12 protein-coding genes and 2 tRNA genes are annotated in these 22126 nt (G+C 34.9%); 7 read left to right on the top strand and 7 right to left on the bottom strand.

Annotated features, from left to right (window positions below):
- Window positions 1-3 precede the first annotated feature (3 nt).
- The 3 genes from P856_RS03230 to rsmH form a co-directional block, all read right to left on the bottom strand.
- Window positions 4-1398: a UDP-N-acetylmuramoyl-tripeptide--D-alanyl-D-alanine ligase gene (locus P856_RS03230; protein WP_025300737.1), complete on the bottom strand. Its 1395-nt coding sequence runs from the start codon at window positions 1396-1398 to the stop codon at window positions 4-6.
- Complete coding sequence (locus tag P856_RS03225) at window positions 1395-2918, bottom strand: UDP-N-acetylmuramoyl-L-alanyl-D-glutamate--2,6-diaminopimelate ligase (RefSeq protein ID WP_227028661.1); 1524 nt, start codon at window positions 2916-2918, stop codon at window positions 1395-1397. The genes P856_RS03230 and P856_RS03225 overlap by 4 nt, the downstream gene beginning before the upstream one ends.
- 1089 nt (window positions 2919-4007) lie before the next feature.
- Complete coding sequence (gene rsmH, locus P856_RS03220; protein ID WP_025300735.1) at window positions 4008-4994, bottom strand: 16S rRNA (cytosine(1402)-N(4))-methyltransferase RsmH; 987 nt, start codon at window positions 4992-4994, stop codon at window positions 4008-4010.
- A gap of 655 nt (window positions 4995-5649) precedes the next feature.
- On the opposite strand from rsmH, the gene P856_RS03215 reads away from it, so the two are divergent.
- From P856_RS03215 to P856_RS03195, 5 genes are all read left to right on the top strand, one after another.
- Window positions 5650-5733 (top strand) — tRNA-Leu (locus tag P856_RS03215).
- A gap of 914 nt (window positions 5734-6647) precedes the next feature.
- A tRNA-Leu gene (locus P856_RS03210) sits at window positions 6648-6735 on the top strand.
- 1528 nt (window positions 6736-8263) lie between these two features.
- Window positions 8264-8623, top strand: coding sequence for an NADH:ubiquinone oxidoreductase subunit NDUFA12 (locus P856_RS03205; protein WP_025300734.1), 360 nt, complete (start codon window positions 8264-8266; stop codon window positions 8621-8623).
- Window positions 8624-9151, top strand: a complete 528-nt coding sequence (mlaD, locus tag P856_RS03200) for an outer membrane lipid asymmetry maintenance protein MlaD (RefSeq protein ID WP_052323031.1) — start codon at window positions 8624-8626, stop codon at window positions 9149-9151.
- Window positions 9152-9915: 764 nt separating this feature from the next.
- Window positions 9916-10296: a DUF2155 domain-containing protein gene (locus tag P856_RS03195; RefSeq protein WP_227028660.1), complete on the top strand. Its 381-nt coding sequence runs from the start codon at window positions 9916-9918 to the stop codon at window positions 10294-10296.
- A 654-nt stretch (window positions 10297-10950) separates the two neighbouring features.
- Here P856_RS03195 and accC read toward each other — a convergent pair.
- Both accC and P856_RS03180 read right to left on the bottom strand, forming a co-directional pair.
- Window positions 10951-12291 carry an acetyl-CoA carboxylase biotin carboxylase subunit gene (gene accC, locus P856_RS03185; RefSeq protein ID WP_025300730.1) on the bottom strand — a complete coding sequence of 447 codons (1341 nt, stop codon included), beginning with the start codon at window positions 12289-12291 and terminating at the stop codon, window positions 10951-10953.
- A gap of 31 nt (window positions 12292-12322) precedes the next feature.
- On the bottom strand, window positions 12323-12769 hold the full coding sequence (locus P856_RS03180; RefSeq protein ID WP_025300729.1) for an acetyl-CoA carboxylase biotin carboxyl carrier protein: 447 nt from the start codon (window positions 12767-12769) through the stop codon (window positions 12323-12325).
- 938 nt (window positions 12770-13707) lie between these two features.
- Between P856_RS03180 and P856_RS03175 the strand changes: the two genes are divergently transcribed.
- Together P856_RS03175 and P856_RS03170 are read left to right on the top strand one after the other, a co-directional pair.
- Window positions 13708-14646, top strand: a complete 939-nt coding sequence (locus tag P856_RS03175) for an L-threonylcarbamoyladenylate synthase (RefSeq protein WP_025300728.1) — start codon at window positions 13708-13710, stop codon at window positions 14644-14646.
- 208 nt (window positions 14647-14854) lie between these two features.
- Window positions 14855-16294: an FAD-binding oxidoreductase gene (locus P856_RS03170; RefSeq protein ID WP_025300727.1), complete on the top strand. Its 1440-nt coding sequence runs from the start codon at window positions 14855-14857 to the stop codon at window positions 16292-16294.
- A gap of 1407 nt (window positions 16295-17701) precedes the next feature.
- Here the strand turns inward: P856_RS03170 and P856_RS03165 are convergent.
- Window positions 17702-19150, bottom strand: a complete 1449-nt coding sequence (locus P856_RS03165) for an aldehyde dehydrogenase family protein (RefSeq protein WP_044214915.1) — start codon at window positions 19148-19150, stop codon at window positions 17702-17704.
- A gap of 1575 nt (window positions 19151-20725) precedes the next feature.
- Entirely contained in the window at window positions 20726-22063 is a 1338-nt protein-coding gene (locus tag P856_RS03160; protein WP_025300725.1) for a TolC family outer membrane protein, read from the bottom strand.
- Between the last annotated feature and the right edge of the window lie 63 nt (window positions 22064-22126).

Below are 22126 nucleotides of genomic sequence, written 5' to 3'. Positions count from 1 at the left end.
TTTCTACAAAATCTTTCTCTTACTTTTAAGAGTAGATACAATCTCTTGCATACCCATTGCAAAAGCCCCTTTTATCAGAATTACATCACCATTCATTATGTTATTTGCGACTGATTTTGCAAGTGCGTTGGCTGTCTTAGTCCATAAGGTTATTCGCTCTCTACCCAAGGCGTCACGTAAATACGACATGGCGTCTCCGCATAAGTAGATTAAGTCTGGTTTTATCTCCTCAATAGCATTTTTTAAGTTAACATGTGCAATCGCGGATATGGTACCTAGCTCTAGCATATCACCTAGTACCACAATTTTACGCTTTCCTTGGGTTACAGCAAATACAGACAACGCTATTCGCATACTTTTCGGGTTAGCATTATAGGTTTCGTCGATCAATAAAGCAGTGCCGTTATCTATAGTATGAATCATTACCTGATTACCTCGACCACTTATGGGTGAAAATACAGATAATTGGTTGAGTAATGGTACAAATGAAAGATCTAAGGCATGAAGGACGGCAATAGCTCCAAGGCTATTCAAGCCCCAGTGACGACCGATGCATCTGACTGTCCAGTTAATTTCTTTACCTTCTACACTAGCAATTACTTTTGTACCATCGCTAAAAGTTTCAATTTTTATACTACGTATATCGCAGATTGCACTATGCCCAAAAGTAACGATTCGATTTATGCATAGCGCTTGAGCTCTTTTGCTTAATCTTACAAAGCTATTGTTATCAGCATTCAAGACGATCACTCCGCCAGGTAGAAGTCCTTCCATGATTTCAGCTTTGGAGTCAGCAATATCGTTGATGCTATCAAAAAACTCAGTATGCACGGGTTCAACATTAGTTATGATAGCAGCGTGCGGCGCTATCATTTGGGCCAGAGGTCTAATTTCATTGGCATGGTTCATACCAAGTTCAAACACTGCAAAATCGCAATCTGCCGGTAAGCGAGCTAAGGATATTGGGGCGCCTATAGAATTGTTTAGATTGCCAACGCTGGCTATGGTTTTTCCATGTGCACTAAGCATACTGGCTAGCATTTCCTTGGTCGTAGTTTTACCGATGCTGCCGGTTACAGCGATTATTCGAGCATGAGAGCGTGCTCGCGCCATGTGTGCTAAATTTTTCAGCGCTTCGAAGACATCCTTTACTACTAACAAAGGCGCATTATCTAGGCCACTTGGTACATGTGAGACCAGAGCGGCAGAAGCGCCTGCATTCAGGGCAGAGATGACAAACTGATGACCGTCCACACGTTTTCCAGGTAGTGCAATAAAAATATCACCTATTTTAATTTTACGACTGTCGATACTTATTCCATAAGCAAACCAATCGTTCCCGAATACCTGAGCTTTGGTCGCCTCAGTGGCCGCGGTACGTGTCCATAGGGCACTCATCCTAAATACTTTTGTGCGGCAATTGCATCACGAACAATGTATGACTCATTTAATGAATATTTTATCCCGTTAATCTCCTGTACATTCTCATGACCTTTTCCGGCTATTATTAGTACGTCCCCAGTATCGAGTTGGGCAATAGTCTCGTATATTGCAGTACGACGGTCAGCAATTTCTACGCCATTCTTGCAGGCTGCAAGAATGGCGGCCCGAATACTGGCCGGGTCCTCGGAACGAGGATTATCATCAGTAATGATTGTTCGGTCAGCGTATTCGCCAGCAGTAGCACCCATTATTGATCGTTTCCCAGGATCACGATCGCCACCACAGCCCAATATACACCATAGTTTCCCACTTGTATGAGGCCGCATTGCTTGCAAAACCGTTCTCAGGGCATCTGAAGTATGAGCGTAGTCGACATAAATTGTAGCTTCATTTTCTAGTACTGCTACTCGCTCTAAGCGTCCACGTACGCTGGTTAAAAAAGGCAAGGCTTCTAAAGCCAGTCTTATTGGCGTACCGCTACTTATCGCTAGACCCAAGGCGCATAGAGCATTCCAAGCTTGGAAATTACCAAGCAGGGCCATTTTAATCAAATAGTAATTTCCATCAATAGTAATTTCTACTTCTTGGCCGTTCGATTGGATCCTTTGTCTAATGATACGCAATCTGGCACTCGGACGCATTCCGTAGGATAAAATCTTGTGTTGATTATGCTTTGCTGCCTCACAGAAATTATTAAATTCTGGCGAATCGATGTTTATTACAGCAGTCCCGCCCGGGGGCATTACTTTTTCAAACAAGCTAAGTTTAGCTGTACGATAATCCTCAATATTGACATGGTAGTCGAAATGATCGCGAGTTAGATTAGTAAAAGCAGCAGCTTTAATATCAACACCATCAAGCCTAGACTGGTCTAGTCCGTGACTAGAAGCTTCTAAAACAGCATGATTAATATTTATTTGAACGAGATTGTGCAGTGTCCTGTGAAGTTCTACTGCGTCCGGAGTAGTTAAGTTTGGATTGGTAATGATGTCTTCGATAGTGATTCCTAAGGTGCCGATCGATGCTGCTAAATACCCAGCACTATTCCATATTTGTCTGGTAAAATCAGCTACTGAGGTTTTTCCGTTAGTACCAGTTACAGCGACGCATATCTTCGGCTGCTTGCCGTAAAAGCGAGCGGCAATTAAAGCTAGTTGTCGGCGAGGGTTTTTGTCGCGTAGTATTCCGACTGCGCATTCAATAATATTTGGTGTAGTTAATACAACTACCGCACCGTTAGCGATAGCTTCAGGTATATAGTTTCGGCCGTCTACTCTAGAGCCGGGTATGGCAGCAAATAAAAATCCGGGCTGTATCTTACGGCTATCTGTTGTTAATCCGAGTATTTCTGGATCTTCTGAAATCAGTGCTATAGAAGACAAATCTTGATAATTAATAAGAGCAGAAAGACGCAAGGCTCTACCTCCAGCATTTAGGTAAATTAAATCATAGATAGAGTTAAAATTTAAAACCATTCATAATAAACAAAACGATCTCAGCTATTGTATTTTTATGTTAAATAAATGGTTTAGATGATAATGCGATATACTTTTGAATATTTCAAATATATATAATGCAGATTGTTCAATAGATAACATTGTCGTAAAAATGATAAAACTTGTTTTTTACAAGCATATTATCCAAAGAAATAAACTGTGTACTTTCAAGTACACAGTTTATTTAGCCATTTATATAATTTATAATGATTTAAGTAAAAAATTTTAACCACTTTGCGTGGTTAGTCTATCTTTAAAGATAGCATTACTAATTTTTAATAATACATAAACGACTTAATATAGCACAGTTTATGATTTTATCGTAATTTATAATTTATTAAGTATTACTTAATAACGCTAGTTTATAATTATGTTGAAGTTAAAGTTACTTAAGGTAAGTCTAAATGACTTATTTGCTAGTTTGCACATTCCTTTAATGTCCTAGCTTCTAGCTACTTTAAAAAATATCCCACTATATTACTCTTACGGTGATAAAGCATGCAATAATTTGTGTTCAGCAAAAAAAAACGAATTTACCCACTAATCTCCAATTAAGATGCTATTTAGCTTCTTATGTGAGGGATGGTTATAATCTTTTTTGTATAATGAATTTGCTATCTATTTGTTACAATGGACGTTCGTTATTCCGATTAGATGAGTATCTTTAGGTGCATGACCAATGTATATCTTAATAAGAATCAACTAGTAATTTTTGAAGTCAGTATTGTAAATTTAGATAATTTGCGAACTAATTGTCATCTGCATTAGGTTGCGATGGTCTGTGTAGTAATAGATAGTATATTGGATAAAAATTTATACAGTAACGGCGATATGTAAAAACAGTTTAACAATAAGTAGATTTTTTAAAAAGAATATAAGTTACGTAGATATCGCAAGAGAAATGATAATTAAAAAAACTAATTAAGTTAAGAATATTTATTAATTAACACAGTTGGATTGGTGCTAGGATTGCATATCATAAGTTATCGATCAGTAAATAGTATTAAATAATGATCATTATTTAATACTATTTACTGATCGATAACCAAAGAAAAACGCTAAGCAATTTTATTGTTTTGTTTGTGATTGCCATGGCAAAGCTTCAGTCCGATGAGCAATCCGTAAACGAGCAGAACGAGCACGCGGGTTGTGAGAGATCTCATCTTTTTTTGGAAGGATTAGTTGCGTTGCTGTAATGGCAAAAGTAGGCAAAAGCCCTGCATAATTGCCAGCAATAGCTTCTAGATTATGCCGCGATGGGTTGGAAGTATGTCCAGAACGTTTACGTAATAGAAGCTTTACCTTACGATCTTCCAGTGAATGAAAGGAAACGACTGCAAGCTTACCACCTGGTGCTAGCAGTCGTTCTGCGGCATCCAAACCATGCTCGAGCTCTTCTAGCTCATTGTTTACATAAATGCGTAAGGCTTGAAAGGTACGAGTAGCAGGATCAATATTTTTATGACCTGAATAAGGTATTGAACGGCGGACAAGAGTTGCAAGCTGACTTGTCCTATGAATGGGAGCAATCTTCCTTGCCCTGATAATTGCTTTAACAATGCGACAGGCATAACGCTCTTCGCCTAAATAGAAAATAATATCAGACAATTTTTTTTTGCTTGCTGTGTTGACTAAATCAGCTGCTGTTATCCCGCTACTCTCCATGCGCATATCAAGTGGACCATCGCAGCGAAAAGAAAAGCCGCGTTCAGCCTCATCCATTTGTATAGAAGAAAAGCCTAAATCAAGAGTTACACCGTCTACAGTAGAATATCCAGCATTTTTAGCAAGCATATACATTTCGCTAAACCTGCCTTGCAAAGGGATTAGATGCTTGCCCTTTCTATAGTCAAATTCTTTTTTCATGATCTTGGCACGAGCAATTGAGTCAGGATCTCGATCAATGGCAAGAACAGTACAATCAGTTTTTTCTAGTATTGCTCGAGTGTAACCGCCAGACCCAAAAGTACCATCTAGATAGCACTTCCCTGAAGTAGGTGCTAGTGCATTCAATACTTCAGATAACAGCACAGGAATATGTATTTTATTATTCATTATTTCTTACTTTAATCTTAAGTTTATTAAAAATCTTAGTAGGTTAATTTGGAAGATTATTAGAAGATAGATAAAAAATTTTGTTTAAATACGGTAGTATTCTATTATAGTTAAAGGTTTTGTTAGTATAAAAACAATATTGTATATACATTATTAATCTTATAAGTTTGATTACTTTAATTTTAATAATCATAAATCAATATATTTTTGATCATGTAAAAATAATTAATGCCATATATGATAGTACTGAGTTTTTCTTCTAAGATAGACGAAAACAATAAATTATTTTGTTAGTTATATGAAATGTAGTACATTTGACTTAGTAAGATATATATCTTAGTTGTTTTGTTATGATATATTAACTAGCCAATTAGAGAAAATTGAGATTTTAGGTTCTATTTTTGCTTTATTAATAATATCTTTATTAATAATATCTTTATTAATAATATATTAATATGTTCATATAAATATATTAAGCTTCACATAGCAAAATGCTATTCAGGTAGAATCAGAATAAATTAGATATTTATATGTTCATATAAATATATTAAGCTTCACATAGCAAAATGCTATTCAGGTAGAATCAGAATAAATTAGATTTAAAAGAAATTATTGATAAGACATACTTACGAGTGGTTTGCCTGCATGATATTACGGCCCCGTGGCGGAATCGGTAGACGCACGCGACTTAAAATCGCGGGCTTTTGGCGTGAGGGTTCGAGTCCCTCCGGGGCCACCAAACAACAAAAAATAATCTAATGTCGTACTCGTTTAAATTTATTATAATAAAACATTAGATTAAGTTCATTTATAGTATAGTTTTTTTGTTTTCATAATTATTAAATAATAAATAATTTTTTATTGCTACTTAGTATTTTTAAAAAGATTCTGCTTGATAAGCAAGTCAATAAAATTTTTTAAATACTTTTATGATTCATAAACTTATATTGTAACTTAATAGCCTATACGGAAAAGATATAAATATTTTTATTCTCTCATAGCTAAGAGACAGGCTTTGATTTGTCTGGAGTATAATTGCTGACTTTAATTTTAAGTTTTTAGGTAGTCCGCTTCGAATTTTTCATTTAGTTGTCTTTAGTGTAACTAAACAATTATTTTTTTTTATTAAAAACTAATTCTCCTACTCAGTTTAATAGGATTTTTTTAAAAGATACAAAACTAATCGATTGATTTTATAAGTTAGTAGTTTCTTCTTAAAGTTATCATTATTATTTCTTTTAATCGTAAAGTGTGTATCAATGCGATAAGTAATTTATTATTTTCATAGTTGTAAAGTGCTAGTCAATTAGCCATTAAACGTTTGAGGTAATTTTACTCATGGAAGTTATTAACTGATAAAATCGTACATTTGATTATGTAGCTTTATGTCTAACTTCTATAGTTCTTGCGCAAGAGGCTTTTGAATTATTTGCTGAATAATTCACGTTTCTTCTCAGAGTACTTTATGTGTTAGTACATCAATATACTCCATAAACTAATATGGCAATCGAGTACTGTAATTGTATTTGAATAAGCTAGCATGCTTAATTGATAAGAATTAGCAATAATATTTTGGATTAATTTTCGGTGTGATGTAGCGTTAATAATTTATATTGACTTATCCAAAATTATATGGTATGAATGTAGCTTCTTGCCCCCGTGGCGGAATATGGTATACGCGACAGACTCAAAATCTGTTTTTCGCAAGAAATTGTTCGTTCGAGTCGAACCGGGGGCACCAAGTAGTTGTTTTTATATGAATAATTGGATTCTTTGCTCATTTTTCCAACTGGTAATTTTTTTAATGAGCTAGGTGCAAGCAGTTTTGATTAGAGCTAGATTTTATACTTCAATTTAAGTGAATGCTTTGATACGATCATTATGTACATAAAATAATTTATTAAGATAGAGCAATCATTTTAGCCGTCAGTACGAGATAGTGACTGTAATGCTATTTATCTGCATTAACTAAGTTGGAGTAATGTAAGCAAGATACGGTATTTTGATTTGATATAATATTTTGCTTATGTTAATCTTTAGTTACATTCAATTAGTTTTTAATATATTTCAGATATCTTATCTATTATTCTACTGTGTTTTATTTATTTTTCACCGGTAGAATTTCCAAACATTTATTTGGCCGTAATAATTGTTAATTTTTTATTGCTTTTCTAGGCTTAAGATATTAATACATTCAGATAATTTAGTTAGAGTGTAAATTTTAAGTATAATTTGCTTTGCAAATCTTAAGGATTATTGGCACTAATATTAATAGATTAATTATTCTGTTCTTAGTTCAATATTTTGTTCAATATTTTATTGAATTGGAATAAAATTAAACGTAATCTTTGTATAGCAAGCGTATTTTACTCAATTGATACAGCCATTTAGATTATGTTTACGGATCGAAACTGCAATTGACCACTTGGCCTAGACGCTCAGCTTTATTGTTTAAGTCTTGCCAAGCCTGTGTAAAAATTTTTGTCGATAGTCGTCAAAAAGATTTGCTGGAAATTTAAAGAATTATTTGGTCTGCCTACAAAGAAGTGAAAAAAGATTCTTTATTGCATAAACAAGGTTGATTGATATTTGACGAAAACAAATAAATATTCGAAATTACTTTCGACGAATTAATTTTTAGATTATCTCTAACACACTACTAGTTTAGTATTCTATTTCTAATAATTTTTAATTAATTCTTAGTGAATTTGTAAATATTTTATTGTATTTGCTGGCAGTACTTAAATTTAGTATTCTATGCCTCTATAGAAAGATAAATTGGATGCTATCTTTGTAACCTTAGTTTTTACTTTATACTAGCTTATCAAGAGCTCAGCTACTGTTATTTTCGAGGAATATTCTTCTGCTAGAATATTTTTACGCATTATAAATTGCGATTTATAATGCTATATTATTCTTTAAGTGATGGAGTATTCTGTGGTGAATATAGGTTTTTGTGAAAGTTTTCTAGCTTCGAATGTTTTTATATGACATAGTGCTTGTTATAAAATAATGTTTAAGTTTGTGCTGTTTATTTAAGTAAAATAACTATAGTCTATTATCGAGCCGTTAGTTTTTATCTGTTCGTTAATTTGCTTATATTTTGGTGTATTTTAGGTATTATTTTAATTGTTAAGTTTAATGTTTAGTAGCTTTGGTTAAGTTACTAAACTAAATTATCACTACCAAAAATTATATCGAATTTACGAAAGTGCTTAGGGATAATTATAATCTAATATGCTAACTAATATGCTAATTAAGGCTGAACAATGAAATTTGAAATGAGGATTTATACATTTATAAATGGCAAATTTGTTGGCAAAGATATTTATGGTAACAAATATTATATCCACTGCCGCGGTGCTTTGCGGAATGGTCGCGAGATGAGGTGGGTTATCTATAATGGTCTTGTAGAAGCATCTAAAATTCCACCGAATTGGCATCACTGGCTACATCATGTTACCGATGATGTGCCCGATGGTAACGATTCATGTCGCTTTGCTTGGCAGAAGAAACATGTTCCAAATCTTACTGGCACACTCTATGCCTATCGCCCACAAGGCCACCTTTTAAAGGCTGGTAAGCGCGATAAAGCAACAGGAGATTACGAAGCATGGACCCCCGATTGATTGATTTGGCAGGAAAATGATCCATTGAGTAAATATGTAGTTGAAACTTTGATGGGAGCGATCGTTTTAGCCATTGCTGGAATGTTTCTATTCTATGTATATACCGTTTCGCAATTCAGCACCAGAAATGAATATGATGTCATTGCTCATTTCACTACTGTAGGAGGGCTAAAGCCAGGTAGCGATGTTCGTATTTCTGGGCTTAAAATCGGTACCGTATCGAGGCAATCTTTGGATTCAAAGACCTATTTAGCAAAAGTTACTTTGAGTATTAACAATTCAATTAAACTTCCTGTAGATACTAGCGCTGCTATTTCCATTGATGGATTATTCGGTAATAATTATGTTAATCTGGTGCCTGGGGGCGATAAGAAGATACTTAAGCCTGGTGAAAGGATCGAAATAACTCAAGAAGCTATTGATTTTGTTCAGATGATGAGTCGTTTTATGTTCCAGTCAGGTGGAATAGGTAGCGGATCCCGCTTAAGCGAGGTGAATCCTCGTAAGAGATCCAATCAGGCAAGTTAGTTTTTTAGTCTTCACAAAGCTTCAAACCTTAAATAGTATGCATTTTGCATAGATATTTTAATGGGTGTTTCGTTTTTTTTAAGTTGAAGATAAAAGAATTTACAAACCTATTTGTCTTTAAATATTATCAATAGATTAGCCTTATTTTTGGTATATGCTTTAGATGATCATTAAAATGTACTCAGTGAGTGAAGTAGATTAATACCAGGATTAATCGATGTTGCATCAAAATCTTGTTGTGTTTCTTGTTTAAATTTTGTGATTATTTTTAGTTAAAATCGTATAATATACATATTATTAAAGATTATTTTTTAATGCAGTACTTTTGGTTTAATTAATTTTTTGTATAAATTCACTTTATGCAGGTAAGCTGACAAGTATGTGGAATTCATAATTAGTTTCATCTTAAGCTAATTAATTATTTTATATTTTTTAATTGAAAATATTAACTCATAATGATTAAACGCCTTAGCGGTACAAATAGTTTTTATTTAACTTCGCTGAAGTGGCTGTTTCAGAATATATTTGAGAAATATGTAAACATATTAGCTTTTTAAAAAAATTTAAAATACCATTTTAATTAATATCAATATATTTTGAATAATTAATTAGTAATTAGATTTAAAGAAAGATTGATTTGTGATCAAAATATAAATCTCTTCTTTACAGAAGAATAGAAATTATTGAGAAAATAGAGTATTTATTTCTTTGCGTAAAGAATGAGTAAATCAGGTTTATTAAGAGTTCTTGCATGTGTGTGTGTGGTGACTAGTGTGAACCTACAATCCATTGCTGTTTGTCCCCACATTATTAGACTCAAAAACGAATGGCGCCAGCATAATGTTGCTGTTTTGCGGGGATTGGATAAGGTGACGGGGAGAGTTTCTACTTTTAAGGTGATGCTTGGGAATGTTGCATATTTTGGCACATTTAAAATACGCGTTGATACTTGTCAAGACTTACCTCCAACTCTGCCGCCAGAAAGTGCAGCATTTTTGCACATTGAAGATCAGCTGCCGGATGAAGAAACACATGATGTGTTTAATGGCTGGATGTTTGCTTCTAGCGTCAGTTTGCATGCGGTAGAACATTCTGTCTACAGTGTTTGGTTAATGTCTTGTAGAAGTGATTTTATAGATGACTAGTAATTTTCTTATAGCTAAGGCTATATGATTTTTGCTATTGTTAATATCAAGCATTAACGCCTCTGTTTATATGCAGAGAACTGTTATTATATTGAAAAAGACTGGATAATTGCTAGCGAACTCAATATCAATAAAGTAAAGTAACTTGTTTTTAAGTTAAGCAATTGAAATAATTATGTTATTTTTAAGTATCGATTACCAGATTTAAATGAGCATTCTGTAGAGAAAATGCTTAGCGTAACAATGCTTTAAAAAAAATCACTATCAAATTGCTCTGTTGTCAAAACTTCATAGAAGAAGCAAACTGTGATTATACAAAGCCATCTAAAAATCATTGAATATCTTGACTAATTCATTTATTAAAATGTTAGTCTCTCAGTTTTACACAGTTACAGACGATAATCCTAAAATCCTACGTGTATTTAATTTGATATCGATGAATGTTATGTTATTGCTAATATTGGTTGATATATTTAAGTTTTTAAAATGGAATAGTGTCAAACTATTTGGATGGTCAAAGAGAAATATTTTAGGTGGTTTTGGCTTTTCTAGCAATGAGGAAAAATATCTACTGTTACAGTATTGAAGTACTAGTTTCTTTTGTATATCAGATATTTGATCAATTATTAATTGATCTGCTAGCAAGAAGATTAATTAGGATTTTAGATAATTCTTTTCCAGCCAACGAATGTAGTATTCACCGCTACGAAAAACCGGATCTAGCAGCAGATTTGCATGTAGCGGAATAGTTGTCGAAATTCCGCTGATTACGTACTCACCTAACGCTCGCTCAGCACGCATTAGACATTCTTGACGATTGCTACCGTGTATGATTATTTTGGCTATTAAGCTATCGTAATGTGCTGGCACACTATAACCAGCATAGAGTGCGCTATCTACACGCACACCTAAACCACCAGGTTGATGATAATCATTAATTTTTCCTGGGTGTGGTTGAAATGTGTAAGGATCTTCAGCATTTATACGACATTCAATAGCATGTCCGTTAAAAATTATGTCCTGTTGTGTGATCTCTAGCGATTTGTTAGCTGCTATTTCAATTTGTAGACGTACCAAGTCGATGCCGGTTATCGCTTCGGTGATCGGGTGTTCAACTTGTAATCGAGTATTCATCTCGATAAAGTAAAACTCACCATCTTCGTAAAGAAATTCCATAGTACCAAGGCTGGAATATCCCATATTGCAGATTGCAGTGACAATCCGTCTACCGATCTTATCGCGCTCGTCCGGCGTAAGAACTAGAGATGGAGCTTCTTCGATGATTTTTTGGTGACGTCGCTGAATAGAGCAATCGCGCTCTCCAAGATGGACTACGTTGTTGTGGTTGTCAGCAGCAATTTGAATTTCGATATGTCGAGGACGTTCAAGATATCTCTCCATATATACTGCCTCATTGCCAAAGGCAGCAGCACTTTCTCGCCGAGCAGTTGTATATGCTTCTTCAATGTTATTTGGACTGTTTGCAACTTTCATACCGCGCCCGCCGCCGCCATTCGCAGCTTTAATTAGCACAGGATAGCCGATGCGATTGGCTTCATCTTTAGCTGTTTTTATTCCATCTACTGGATCTTCAGATCCAGGTACACACGGAATTCCAAGTTTAGTCATTGTTTTTTTAGCTGTAATTTTGTTGCCCATACAATGGATATGCTTTGACCTAGGTCCAATGAACGTAATACCATGAGCCTCAACAATTTCAGCAAAGGCTGCGTTTTCCGATAGGAAGCCAACACCTGGATGAATTGCATCAACATTAGTGATAGCAGCTGCTGATAAAATAGCTGGTATATTGAGATAACTATCTATGGCTGATGCTGGGCCTATACATACACTTTCGTCTGCTAATCTTACATGCATGGCATTAGCATCTGCAGTGGAGTGTATAGCTACTGTTTTGATATTCATTTCTCGACAAGCGCGATGGATACGAAGAGCAATTTCCCCGCGGTTGGCGATCATTATCTTACTAAACACGCTTTGCTAGCTCCCTGAGCAATAAAACAGATTATTCTAACACCAAAAGCGGCTGACCAAATTCTACAGGCTGACCATTTTTTACATGGACTGCCTTAACTTTACCGTCTCTTGGAGCAGAGATTGGGTTCATGGTTTTCATAGCTTCGACTATCATAATTGTTTGGCCAGTAAGTACGCTTGAACCAATGGGCGCAAAGGCTGCTGCATTTGCTTCTGGGGCAAGATAGGCGGTTCCAACCATTGGTGATTGTATAACATCGCCATCCTCTACTGTGTTTTTGCTTGTCGTTGAAGCTGATATTGCTTTAGGTGTAGTAGAAGAAGCGGGTACTTGTGTAGCATAAGCTGCATTAATCTTTGTATTAGATATGCGAATGCGTAGATCATTTGTTGCGTACTCCAGTTCGCCTAATTCATTACTTTTTAATAATTCGACTAATTTGCGAATCAAATTTTCATCCAAATTACTCTTCATGGAAATTTTCCTTGAATTGCAGCTAATCATAATTTTTTAAAGTTACAATATAAACTTTAGGTACAATATAAACTTTAGGCTTATAAAGTAACAATTATTATTTTCTAAAAACTACTCAGTATTCAATTTTAGATTAAAATTCTAAAGAGCTGATTTTAGTATAAGCTTATGTGTTCAAGAATATAATAATTAATTTAGTAATTTATTTCCTAAGTATAGGCTAAAAACGTGTAATTCAAAATAAGATTGTGATAAGTCCCAAAAAATAATTTGTGTAGTGTATTTCTACTCACCAGGCTCTCTATCTAGTTAGAGATTATCTATGAAAGAACGATATCATACAACTAAACGAAGTTCAAATCTACTTATTTGAAATTATTTAGTTGATTTTTCTTGCTAATTAATAATCTCGTTAATATAATACAAAATAAGCAATGGTTGTATAATAAGCAGCTTTTTTAACAAGCTTTTCAGCTTTAAGCTATTATCCTAACAATAGAGAATTATTATGAAAAAGATTCAAAGTTAATTTATCGGTATTATCAAATACCGATAAATTAACTACGGATATTAGGGGAGGGTTTTTCTTGTTAATGTTTTGTTAAATTGATTATGAAATGATCTCGATCTTTAATCCCCTCTGTAGAGTATCCCTTATTGCATAAAATATTTTACAGTTGGATATCTTTTTTTTGGTTTTATCATTTGCGTTTTATTGCTAAATGCCTCATTCGCCTAGGAGAAAATATCCTTAATGCACAGATATTTCTTGCAATCTCAGCCGTATTTTTGATTAATCCTTTTTGATTATGCCAAAGTATTCGCTAGTATGTGCGTTTAATTGTTGTTATTACTATATGATAATTATCTGTTATGCGTTATTAACTCCGCAATTTAAGTTTATTTTTTGCTGCACTTTTTAAGTGTTATAATAGTTTATGAATGCACGTGTTTATTCTATAAAAGATCCAATTGCTCGAGCCGAAGCTGGAAGAGTTATACTTAGTGGAGGTTTGGTTGCTTTTGCTACTGAGACAGTATATGGACTTGGTGGAGATGCAACCAATGAAACGGCTGTAGCGAAGATATTTGCTTATAAAGCACGTCCTTTGTATAATCCACTTATTAGCCATGTACATGATGTGAGATCTGCTTTTGCTATTGGTCAAGCTACTTCTGCAGCGCTTGCTATGGCAGATGTTTTTTGGCCTGGCCCGTTAACGTTAGTGATGAAACTAATGGATGGATTTCCGCTTGCTTGTTTAACGTCAGCAAATATGAGTACTGTTGCTATTCGAATACCAGGCGATCCTACAACTCGAGCTTTGCTTTCTGAAATTGGTCGACCTGTTGCTGCTCCGAGTGCTAATCGCTCTGGACGTTTGAGTCCGACTACAGCTGATCATGTAGTAGCAGAAGATTTTGATGGATTAAAAATTATTTTAGATGGCGGTTGTTGCGCGATTGGAGTGGAAAGTACTGTTTTAGATGTTTCTGGCGCGATACCAAGATTACTACGTCCAGGAGCTATTACTCAGGAGCAAATAGAGGCAGTAGTAGGCCCTATCGAACTTACCAATAATAATGTTGGACTATTGTCTCCTGGAATGCTTGCTAGTCATTATGCACCAATTGCATCCCTGCGGTTAAACGCTACCGAATTGTGGGATGGAGAGGTAGGCTTAGATTTTGCTGGCCAGCTAGGCTTAGCTGTAGATCTTAGTGCATTAGGTGATTTGTTGGAAGCTGCATCTAATTTATTTGCTTATTTGCACGCTCTTGATTCGCCAGGAATTAAAACTATTGCAGTAGCTCCTATTCCTCGTACAGGAGTTGGAATCGCTATTAATGATCGTCTGCAGCGTGCTGCAGCTTGATTGTATGATTATAATTGCACAAAAATAATGCGAATACTAAGTTTTAATAATCAATTAGGTAATGCATTCATTGTAAGGAAGATTGTTGCTGATTAAAGGTTTTGCTTTTATTATTATCAATTCAATAGTGTATCTTGTTTGTGCTTTAGTAGGGTTTTGTGTTAACTTTTTATAAAATTTTTATTACCTCGTTATGAGGAGAAGAACTATGGCTTCGGTTACTGCCAATAGAGTAGATTTTATTGAGGCGCTGAAACGTATTAAGCAAGTAGTTGGACCAAAAGGTTGGACTAATGATCTTGAGTCTATGCTGCCATATATGACAGATTGGCGCGGTATGTGTGGAACCGAAGCTCTTATGGTAGTTAGGCCTAAAAATACAGAGGAGATTGCTAAATTAGTTGCGCTCTGTGCAGAAGCATCTATCTCGATTATTCCTCAAGGCGGTAACACTTCGCTATGTGGTGGGTCAATACCACAGAATAGTGGTAACGAGATTATCGTCTCGCTTGCACGAATGAATAAAGTTAGAAATATTGATCCTGATAATTACACTATAACTGTAGAAGCTGGTTGCATTCTTAAAGATTTACAGCATGCTGCTTCTAAAGCTAAACGCTACTTTCCTTTATCCTTGGCTGCTGAAGGTAGCGCGATGATAGGCGGTAATTTATCTACTAATGCCGGAGGTACCAACGTACTAAGATATGGAAATGCTCGTGATCTGGTTCTTGGACTCGAAGTTGTACTATCGGATGGGCGGATATGGAACGGGCTACGTGGATTGCGAAAAGATAATACTGGCTATGACCTTAAGCAGCTTTTTCTTGGCTCCGAGGGAACACTTGGTATTATAACCGCAGCCGTCTTAAAAATCTTTCCTGAACCAACTGAAGTTTGCAGTGCATTCTGTGCTGTACCCAATGTTGCTGCTGCGGTTGCTTTGTTAGAACTTGCTCGAAGCGAGAGTGGCGATGCGGTAGAAACTTTTGAGTTGATGCCTCGTTTGATGATTGATCTAGTAATTAAACATATTGCGGATTGCAAGGATCCTTTGAGTGAGCGCTATGATTTCTACGTTTTACTGGAATTAGTATCCACTGCTTCGCTAGATATTAGGTTATCAGAGCGGCTAGAATTGATTTTGAGTAATGCTTTTGAATCTGGGCTAGTGATTGATGCCGCTATTGCTCAGAACGAAACCCAGCGCCAAGCATTTTGGAAGCTGCGTGAAAATGCTTCCGAAAGCCAAAGAATTGAGGGTGCTTCGATCAAAAACGACATTTCAGTGCCAATATCGCGCATCGCTGAGTTTTATGATATTGCTTGGATTAAGGTCGCAGAAATGGAACCTAATATACGGTTGGTTGCTTTTGGTCATATTGGTGACGGCAATTTGCATTACAATTTACAAATTCCAGAACACAGTGAAAAGAATGCCTTCTTAGCTCGTTGTGAAGAGTTTAATGGGGTTATCAACGATATTGTTTTGGAAATGGGAGGATCTATCAGTGCTGAGCATGGTATAGGCCGTCTTAAACGAAAAGAACTTGCTCGTTATAAAGATAAAGTTTCTATGGATCTTATGAAAACTATCAAAAATGTCATGGATCCGGGTGGGATTTTTAATCCTGGTAAGGTGCTCTAAGCATATTTAATAACAACCGTTACTTTGTTCTCTTAATAGTTTACTCATATTTGTACTAGCCAGTTGATACAGCCATTTTATTTGAATAAGACTATGATCTTCGATTTAATTTAAAATTACTACTAGTAGAGCAAGTGTAGTCGTTACCCCTGACTAAATCGGTTGGCTTATTATTATATACTTTAACATGGTATGTTTTTTTCTTTAGGAATGTATTTCGCTAGAAAATAGTGGCTGAGTTAAGCTAAATCATCACTTTTTATTGTTAAACTATAGAAAGTTGTTCATATTTTTGGTTCTTTTTATACGTACTAATAAATAATTAACAGTAATCTCTTTAATTATTTATTAAATTCTTTGTCAAGATATGAGGCTATATTTGCAATGTGATCGACGACTTAATTCAAAATTCTAACGTTACAATAGACGCTTCGTATATTAGCAGGGACGCTGTAATAGATTTCAATTCAATTGAGAAAATGATACTAATAGTATAGTTATTATTGTTATCTTAAAGTGAAAAGGCAATAATAAACTGATAGTGATCGATATAAATACTTGTTTTTACTTTAAAAAGTTGCTATTTGTGAAATATTTTCGCTTACTTAATTTGATATTGACCAAAGTTGATAAATTCAGTAAAGTAAATTACACTCTTTATAGTTGTTTATCTGTTATAAATTCTTCATAGTGTAATTAAAAAAAAGTCAAAGGTCGTTTTGTATGTTAGTTATAAGAAATATTATCGAATTTAAGCAATGATTTTTGATGAATTATCCAAAAACAACTATCATACGGTTTAAATACTTAAGTAAGTTTTATTACTCTATAAGCTAATTATCTAGCTTTTGAGTTGTTAATAGTTAAGTGAAGATATACTTCTAAGAATCCTTTTTAAGAAAAGCAATATAACTCTATAGCTTAGTCTAGTTTTTTTATTGAAGAAATATAATATATTAAGTATAAATCTTGATTTGATTATTTAACTGAGATTAAAAATCTACCTTTTTACAGAAGACGATAAGTTTTTTGTTTGTAAAAATGTTTTTCAAGTTATCATAGAATAAGATGATGTAGACTGTTATAACGGAGACTATTACTTACAGAAGTTTTTAACCATCGATAATCTAAGCCATTTCGAACTATCATCGTGTTCTCTTTATTTTTTTAATTTGGATTTACATATGTTCTACTTTAAGGCTGGTTACTTATTATGCTGAACTGCATAAGTATATCTACAGAGGGCCTTGGTTAAAATACGAGTAGTTTAAAGTAGCTGTCCCTGTTGTTTAAGATATATTGTAGGTGAGGTTAGAACTTATTTAACTACAAAAGAGAAATATAATGCTATTTTAGTTTATAGTGGACTTCATGGATATGTGTTGCTACTTCAAAACAATAATCCTGTTACAGTATTGGTGTATTCCATCCTGATACTGCCTTAATTTCTAGAAACTCTTCTAGTCCATATATCCCTCCTTCACGACCCTTGCCGGATTGCTTATAGCCACCAAATGGACTTTCTGAGTGTCGAGAAGCTCCATTTACTACAACCATACCGGAACGTAGGCGACGAGCTATACGCTGAGCACGAGCTATGTCACCACTCTGCACATAGTTAGTCAGACCATATCTAGTATCATTCGAGATCCTTACTGCTTCTTCTTCGTTATCGAATGGCATTATCGATAAGACAGGCCCAAAGATTTCTTCGCGAGCAATTCTCATTGCATTATCTACATCGGCAAAAACTGTTGCTTGCACAAAATATCCGATATTAAAGCCATCTGGCCGACCAATACCTCCGGCTATTAGACGCGCTCCTTCGTCGATACCAGATTGAATGAGGCCTTGTACTTTGTTAAATTGCGTTTCAGAAACTAGAGGGCCAATATGAGTACCGTGCTCATTTGGTTGACCTACAGCAGTGCTTTTAGCTGTAGCAGAGGCAATTTCTAGTGCTTTGTCATAAACTGAGCGTTCTACCAACATTCTGGTTGGAGCGTTACATGATTGTCCGGTATTGTTGAAGCAGTGGATAGCACCACGCTTGACTGCTTCAGGGATATTAGCATCAGCAAATATAATGTTTGCTCCTTTTCCACCCATTTCTAGAGCTACGCGTTTAACTGTATTGGCAGAGGATCTAGTTAAAGCAATACCAACTTTTGTAGATCCGGTAAAGCTTATCATGTCAACATCGGGGTGGCTGCCTATTGCCTCACCTACGGTTGGACCATCACCATTTACCAAGTTGAATACACCGTTTAAAAAACCAGCTTCTTCCATAAACTCTGCAAAAAGTAGCGAAGACATAGGCGCAATCTCTGATGGTTTCAGGACTACGGTACAGCCAACTCCTAACGCAGGTACAACTTTCATTGTTACTTGATTCATTGGCCAATTCCATGGAGTAATCAACCCACAAACACCCACTGGCTCATGTATCAGGAATTCATCTGGTGTGTTATCACGTAAACGATGTTCAAATTTGAACTCCCTTAGCACTCGAATAAATGATTTAATGTGTCCTAGTCCAGCTGCAGCTTGAGCGTTAATTGCTAAATCAATAGGAGCTCCCATCTCCATGGAAATTGCTTTTGCCATTTCTTCGACGCGAAGTTCATAAATTTCTGCTAGCTTCTCAATTTTTAGTATACGCTCTTCTATTGGGGTATCATTCCAGACTTCGAACGAATTTTTTGCTGCAGCAACTGCTTTATTAACATCGTGACTAGATCCTAACGAGATTACACAAAAGGGAGCTTCAGTCGCTGGATTAATTACATCAAAATCGTTAGGAACCATGGGAGGAGTCCAAGTGCCATTGATGTAGAAGTTAGTCTTGCGTAGCATTTTTTGTATTCCTTATCGCGATAAATTATCACTAAACTACAATCAATTCAGCGTACGATTGCGCATAATCAATGAAATACAGATAAATAATCTTACAAAAAAGCACCAATATGCATTAATCGTAATTTATTATGGCTTTAAAGGGGCCAATCAGTTTGTTTGCATTCACTAGAATACTGAGATTTTTCTTGGTAAATCCAATAAGCAAACCAAGCAGTTAGATTTATAGTAACAAATTTGACTAATTATTACCTTCCTTAATTAAGATATCTTAATAAGATACCTTATTAATATTGTGAATAAATATTTCTTTCCCTCAACATAACTCCTGCTTATACCACGCTTAATTAAGGTATAAACAATGCCTGAATAATTACTAAATCTACACTAAAGACTGTTAAAATAAACATTAATTCAATAAGCTGTATATTTATTAGCAAACTAAATTTAATCAGAGTAATTTAGTGTATTGCTTGTTTATATTTCCTAAACATCTTTGAGATTAGATATCAATCTTAGTTAATAAAAATATACAACCAATAAAATTGCATTTATAAATTCTTAACAGGTGGCTGATAATGCAATTTACTGTTAAAATACTTAAATTAACTCTAGCATGTTTTGATAAATTTTTAAGAATTCATCAATTACTACTAAAGTATAGATAACTGCATCAGCATACAAAGAGCTAGAATGTAGCACTTTTTTGTATGCAATTCAATCTTATTTGGGATTTTTTATCATAAAGCGTATGCTTAAAGCACAATTAATGATTAAAAAAAATCTCAAGTGGGTTTTATTAAAAGTGATTTTATCATGTTATCGATATAATTTTCCTAAAATTAAAGCGTGCAGATTATAGCCAATAGGCATTTATTTAAATATAAATTAATGCCTATTCTCTGTATCCATCGATACTAGATATGGATATTTATTTTAGAAACAGTTTTCTAAATTAGTTTATTCCATAAATTTAGCTGTTGAAGAATCTATCTTTTAGAGTATACTTATGCAAAGTAAAAGGTTGACTTGTATAATTTCCTTGCTAATATTCTACAAAATGTTTAACTTTTACTTCGTAATAATGCAACCATCATGCCTGTTCAATTAAACTAATACTTCATTAGATCACAAAAAATTTTTCTGAAAGATTATCGACAGGATATGTTGCCGTGATCTAACTCAAAGTAGTCATACATTTCTATGAGGACTGCTGGCGATATTGTAAATCTAGATGTAAAGTTGGATTTACTCTAGCCACCCGAATTTCTAAAGATAGTTTTATGTCAGATAGAGTTAGTAATATATTTTATGTGATATGCCTTAGTGGCCGCGTTAAAGCAATAGACTAATGATTAGCCCGGTTGAATTTATACATCCCCTTAATTATACATTCTTTATACGTAAGCACATTTCGTAACATAATATTTGAGATTAATTTTTTAATTACTTGCTAAGTAGAATTTTCAAGATTTTTGCGCCTTAATACATAATTATATACTTAAATACCTATACATAATTATATATTTAATACCTAAACTATATACCTTGAATTATTTAATTTTCTGTACAGTGTTAGCTATAGTCATAAATCTTGACTGGTAAAGCTAGTTTTTGAGCTGACAGGCGTCCCAGTGAAGCAAGTAGTGAGAAAGCTGCGACGACAGCATTTCTATCAGCAGTTACTAAAGCTACTTTAGTCTTCAATCGCTCATGTTCAGCATCGAGAATGTCTAGCACGCTACGGTTACCGATATTCGCCTCTTGGCGTATCCCTTCAAGCGCTAGTTGGGAGGAAATAACCGCTAATTTTAGCGATTTAATTTGCTCTATTGCAGTTTTATAATCTTCGTAAGCGTTAGTAGCTTTTTCTATTACTGCACGACGTGTATAGTCTATCAATAGGCGCAATCGATTAATTTCTTCTTTAGCGGATCTAATTTGAGAATACACGATACCTTTCTGGTAAATGGGCACAACAAGTTGAAGCTCAGCGGTCAGAGCAGTTGTATTATTGTCGTATCCTCTTGTATTATAAGATTGTTCTGCTTGAGCAATTAACGAAACTTTCGGTAAAAGCTCAGATTCAGCGTGAGATAGGGCATACTGCGCTTCCATTTCCTTAGATTTTGCTTGACTTATGCTATAGTTTTCGCGTACAGCGATATTGATTGCTTCTTCTCTAGTATCCGGCAAACCATTCGGGATTTTTGGTTTAGTTAGTGCAGTTGGCAAGCTACCAATAACACGCTCGAAAGCGATACGTGATTTGATTAAATCGCTTTCTGCCTTGGTGCGTTCTGCCTGAGCGCTAGCTTGACGGGCCTTAGACTGCGCGACGTCTGTATGGGTGGTTTCACCTAATCTGAGCCTATCTTTCGTAACTTCTAATTGCTTATTTAAGTGTTGAGTATTGTTTATTTGTAGATCAAGAATCGCGGCATCTCTTATAACGTTCATGTATGCAACAACCGCGTCATATAACGTATTTTGTTCGGTTTGAAACAGGTCAGTACGATCCATCTTTACATTGATTTTTGCTTTATTTATTTCTGAAGCAACTCTGCCAAATGTGTAAAGAGGTTGATCGACAGTAAGTAATCCAGTAATCGGGTAAGAACTGCTATCTGCTGTCTTTACACCAGCGCTGGCTGCATTAACATGGGTAATTCCAAAATTAGCTGTAAGGTTGATGGTGGGCTGCCAACCGCTTTTAGCCTGAGCAACATATTCATTTGTTTGACGTAGACGTAGGCACGCCGCATGCAATTCAGGATTAGTTTCATACGCTAGTGATAAAGCTTCTTTCAAATTTTGTCCTTGAGCAATTGAAATGCCGCTTATCACAGCAACTAAGGTTAGTAGGGCTAAGCTCTTGGCTGGAAAATTGAGTAACTTAGCAAGCAATATCATGGCACTCTCTTTAATTAGGTGTATTTTATAAAAAGATAAAAAATCATAGATTAATATCATAAT

The organism is Candidatus Endolissoclinum faulkneri L5, from assembly GCF_000510265.1.
Lineage (GTDB): Bacteria > Pseudomonadota > Alphaproteobacteria > Thalassobaculales > Thalassobaculaceae > Thalassobaculum > Thalassobaculum faulkneri_A.
Note: the sequence above shows the minus strand (reverse complement) of the source record. Positions and strands in the feature narration are given on the sequence as shown.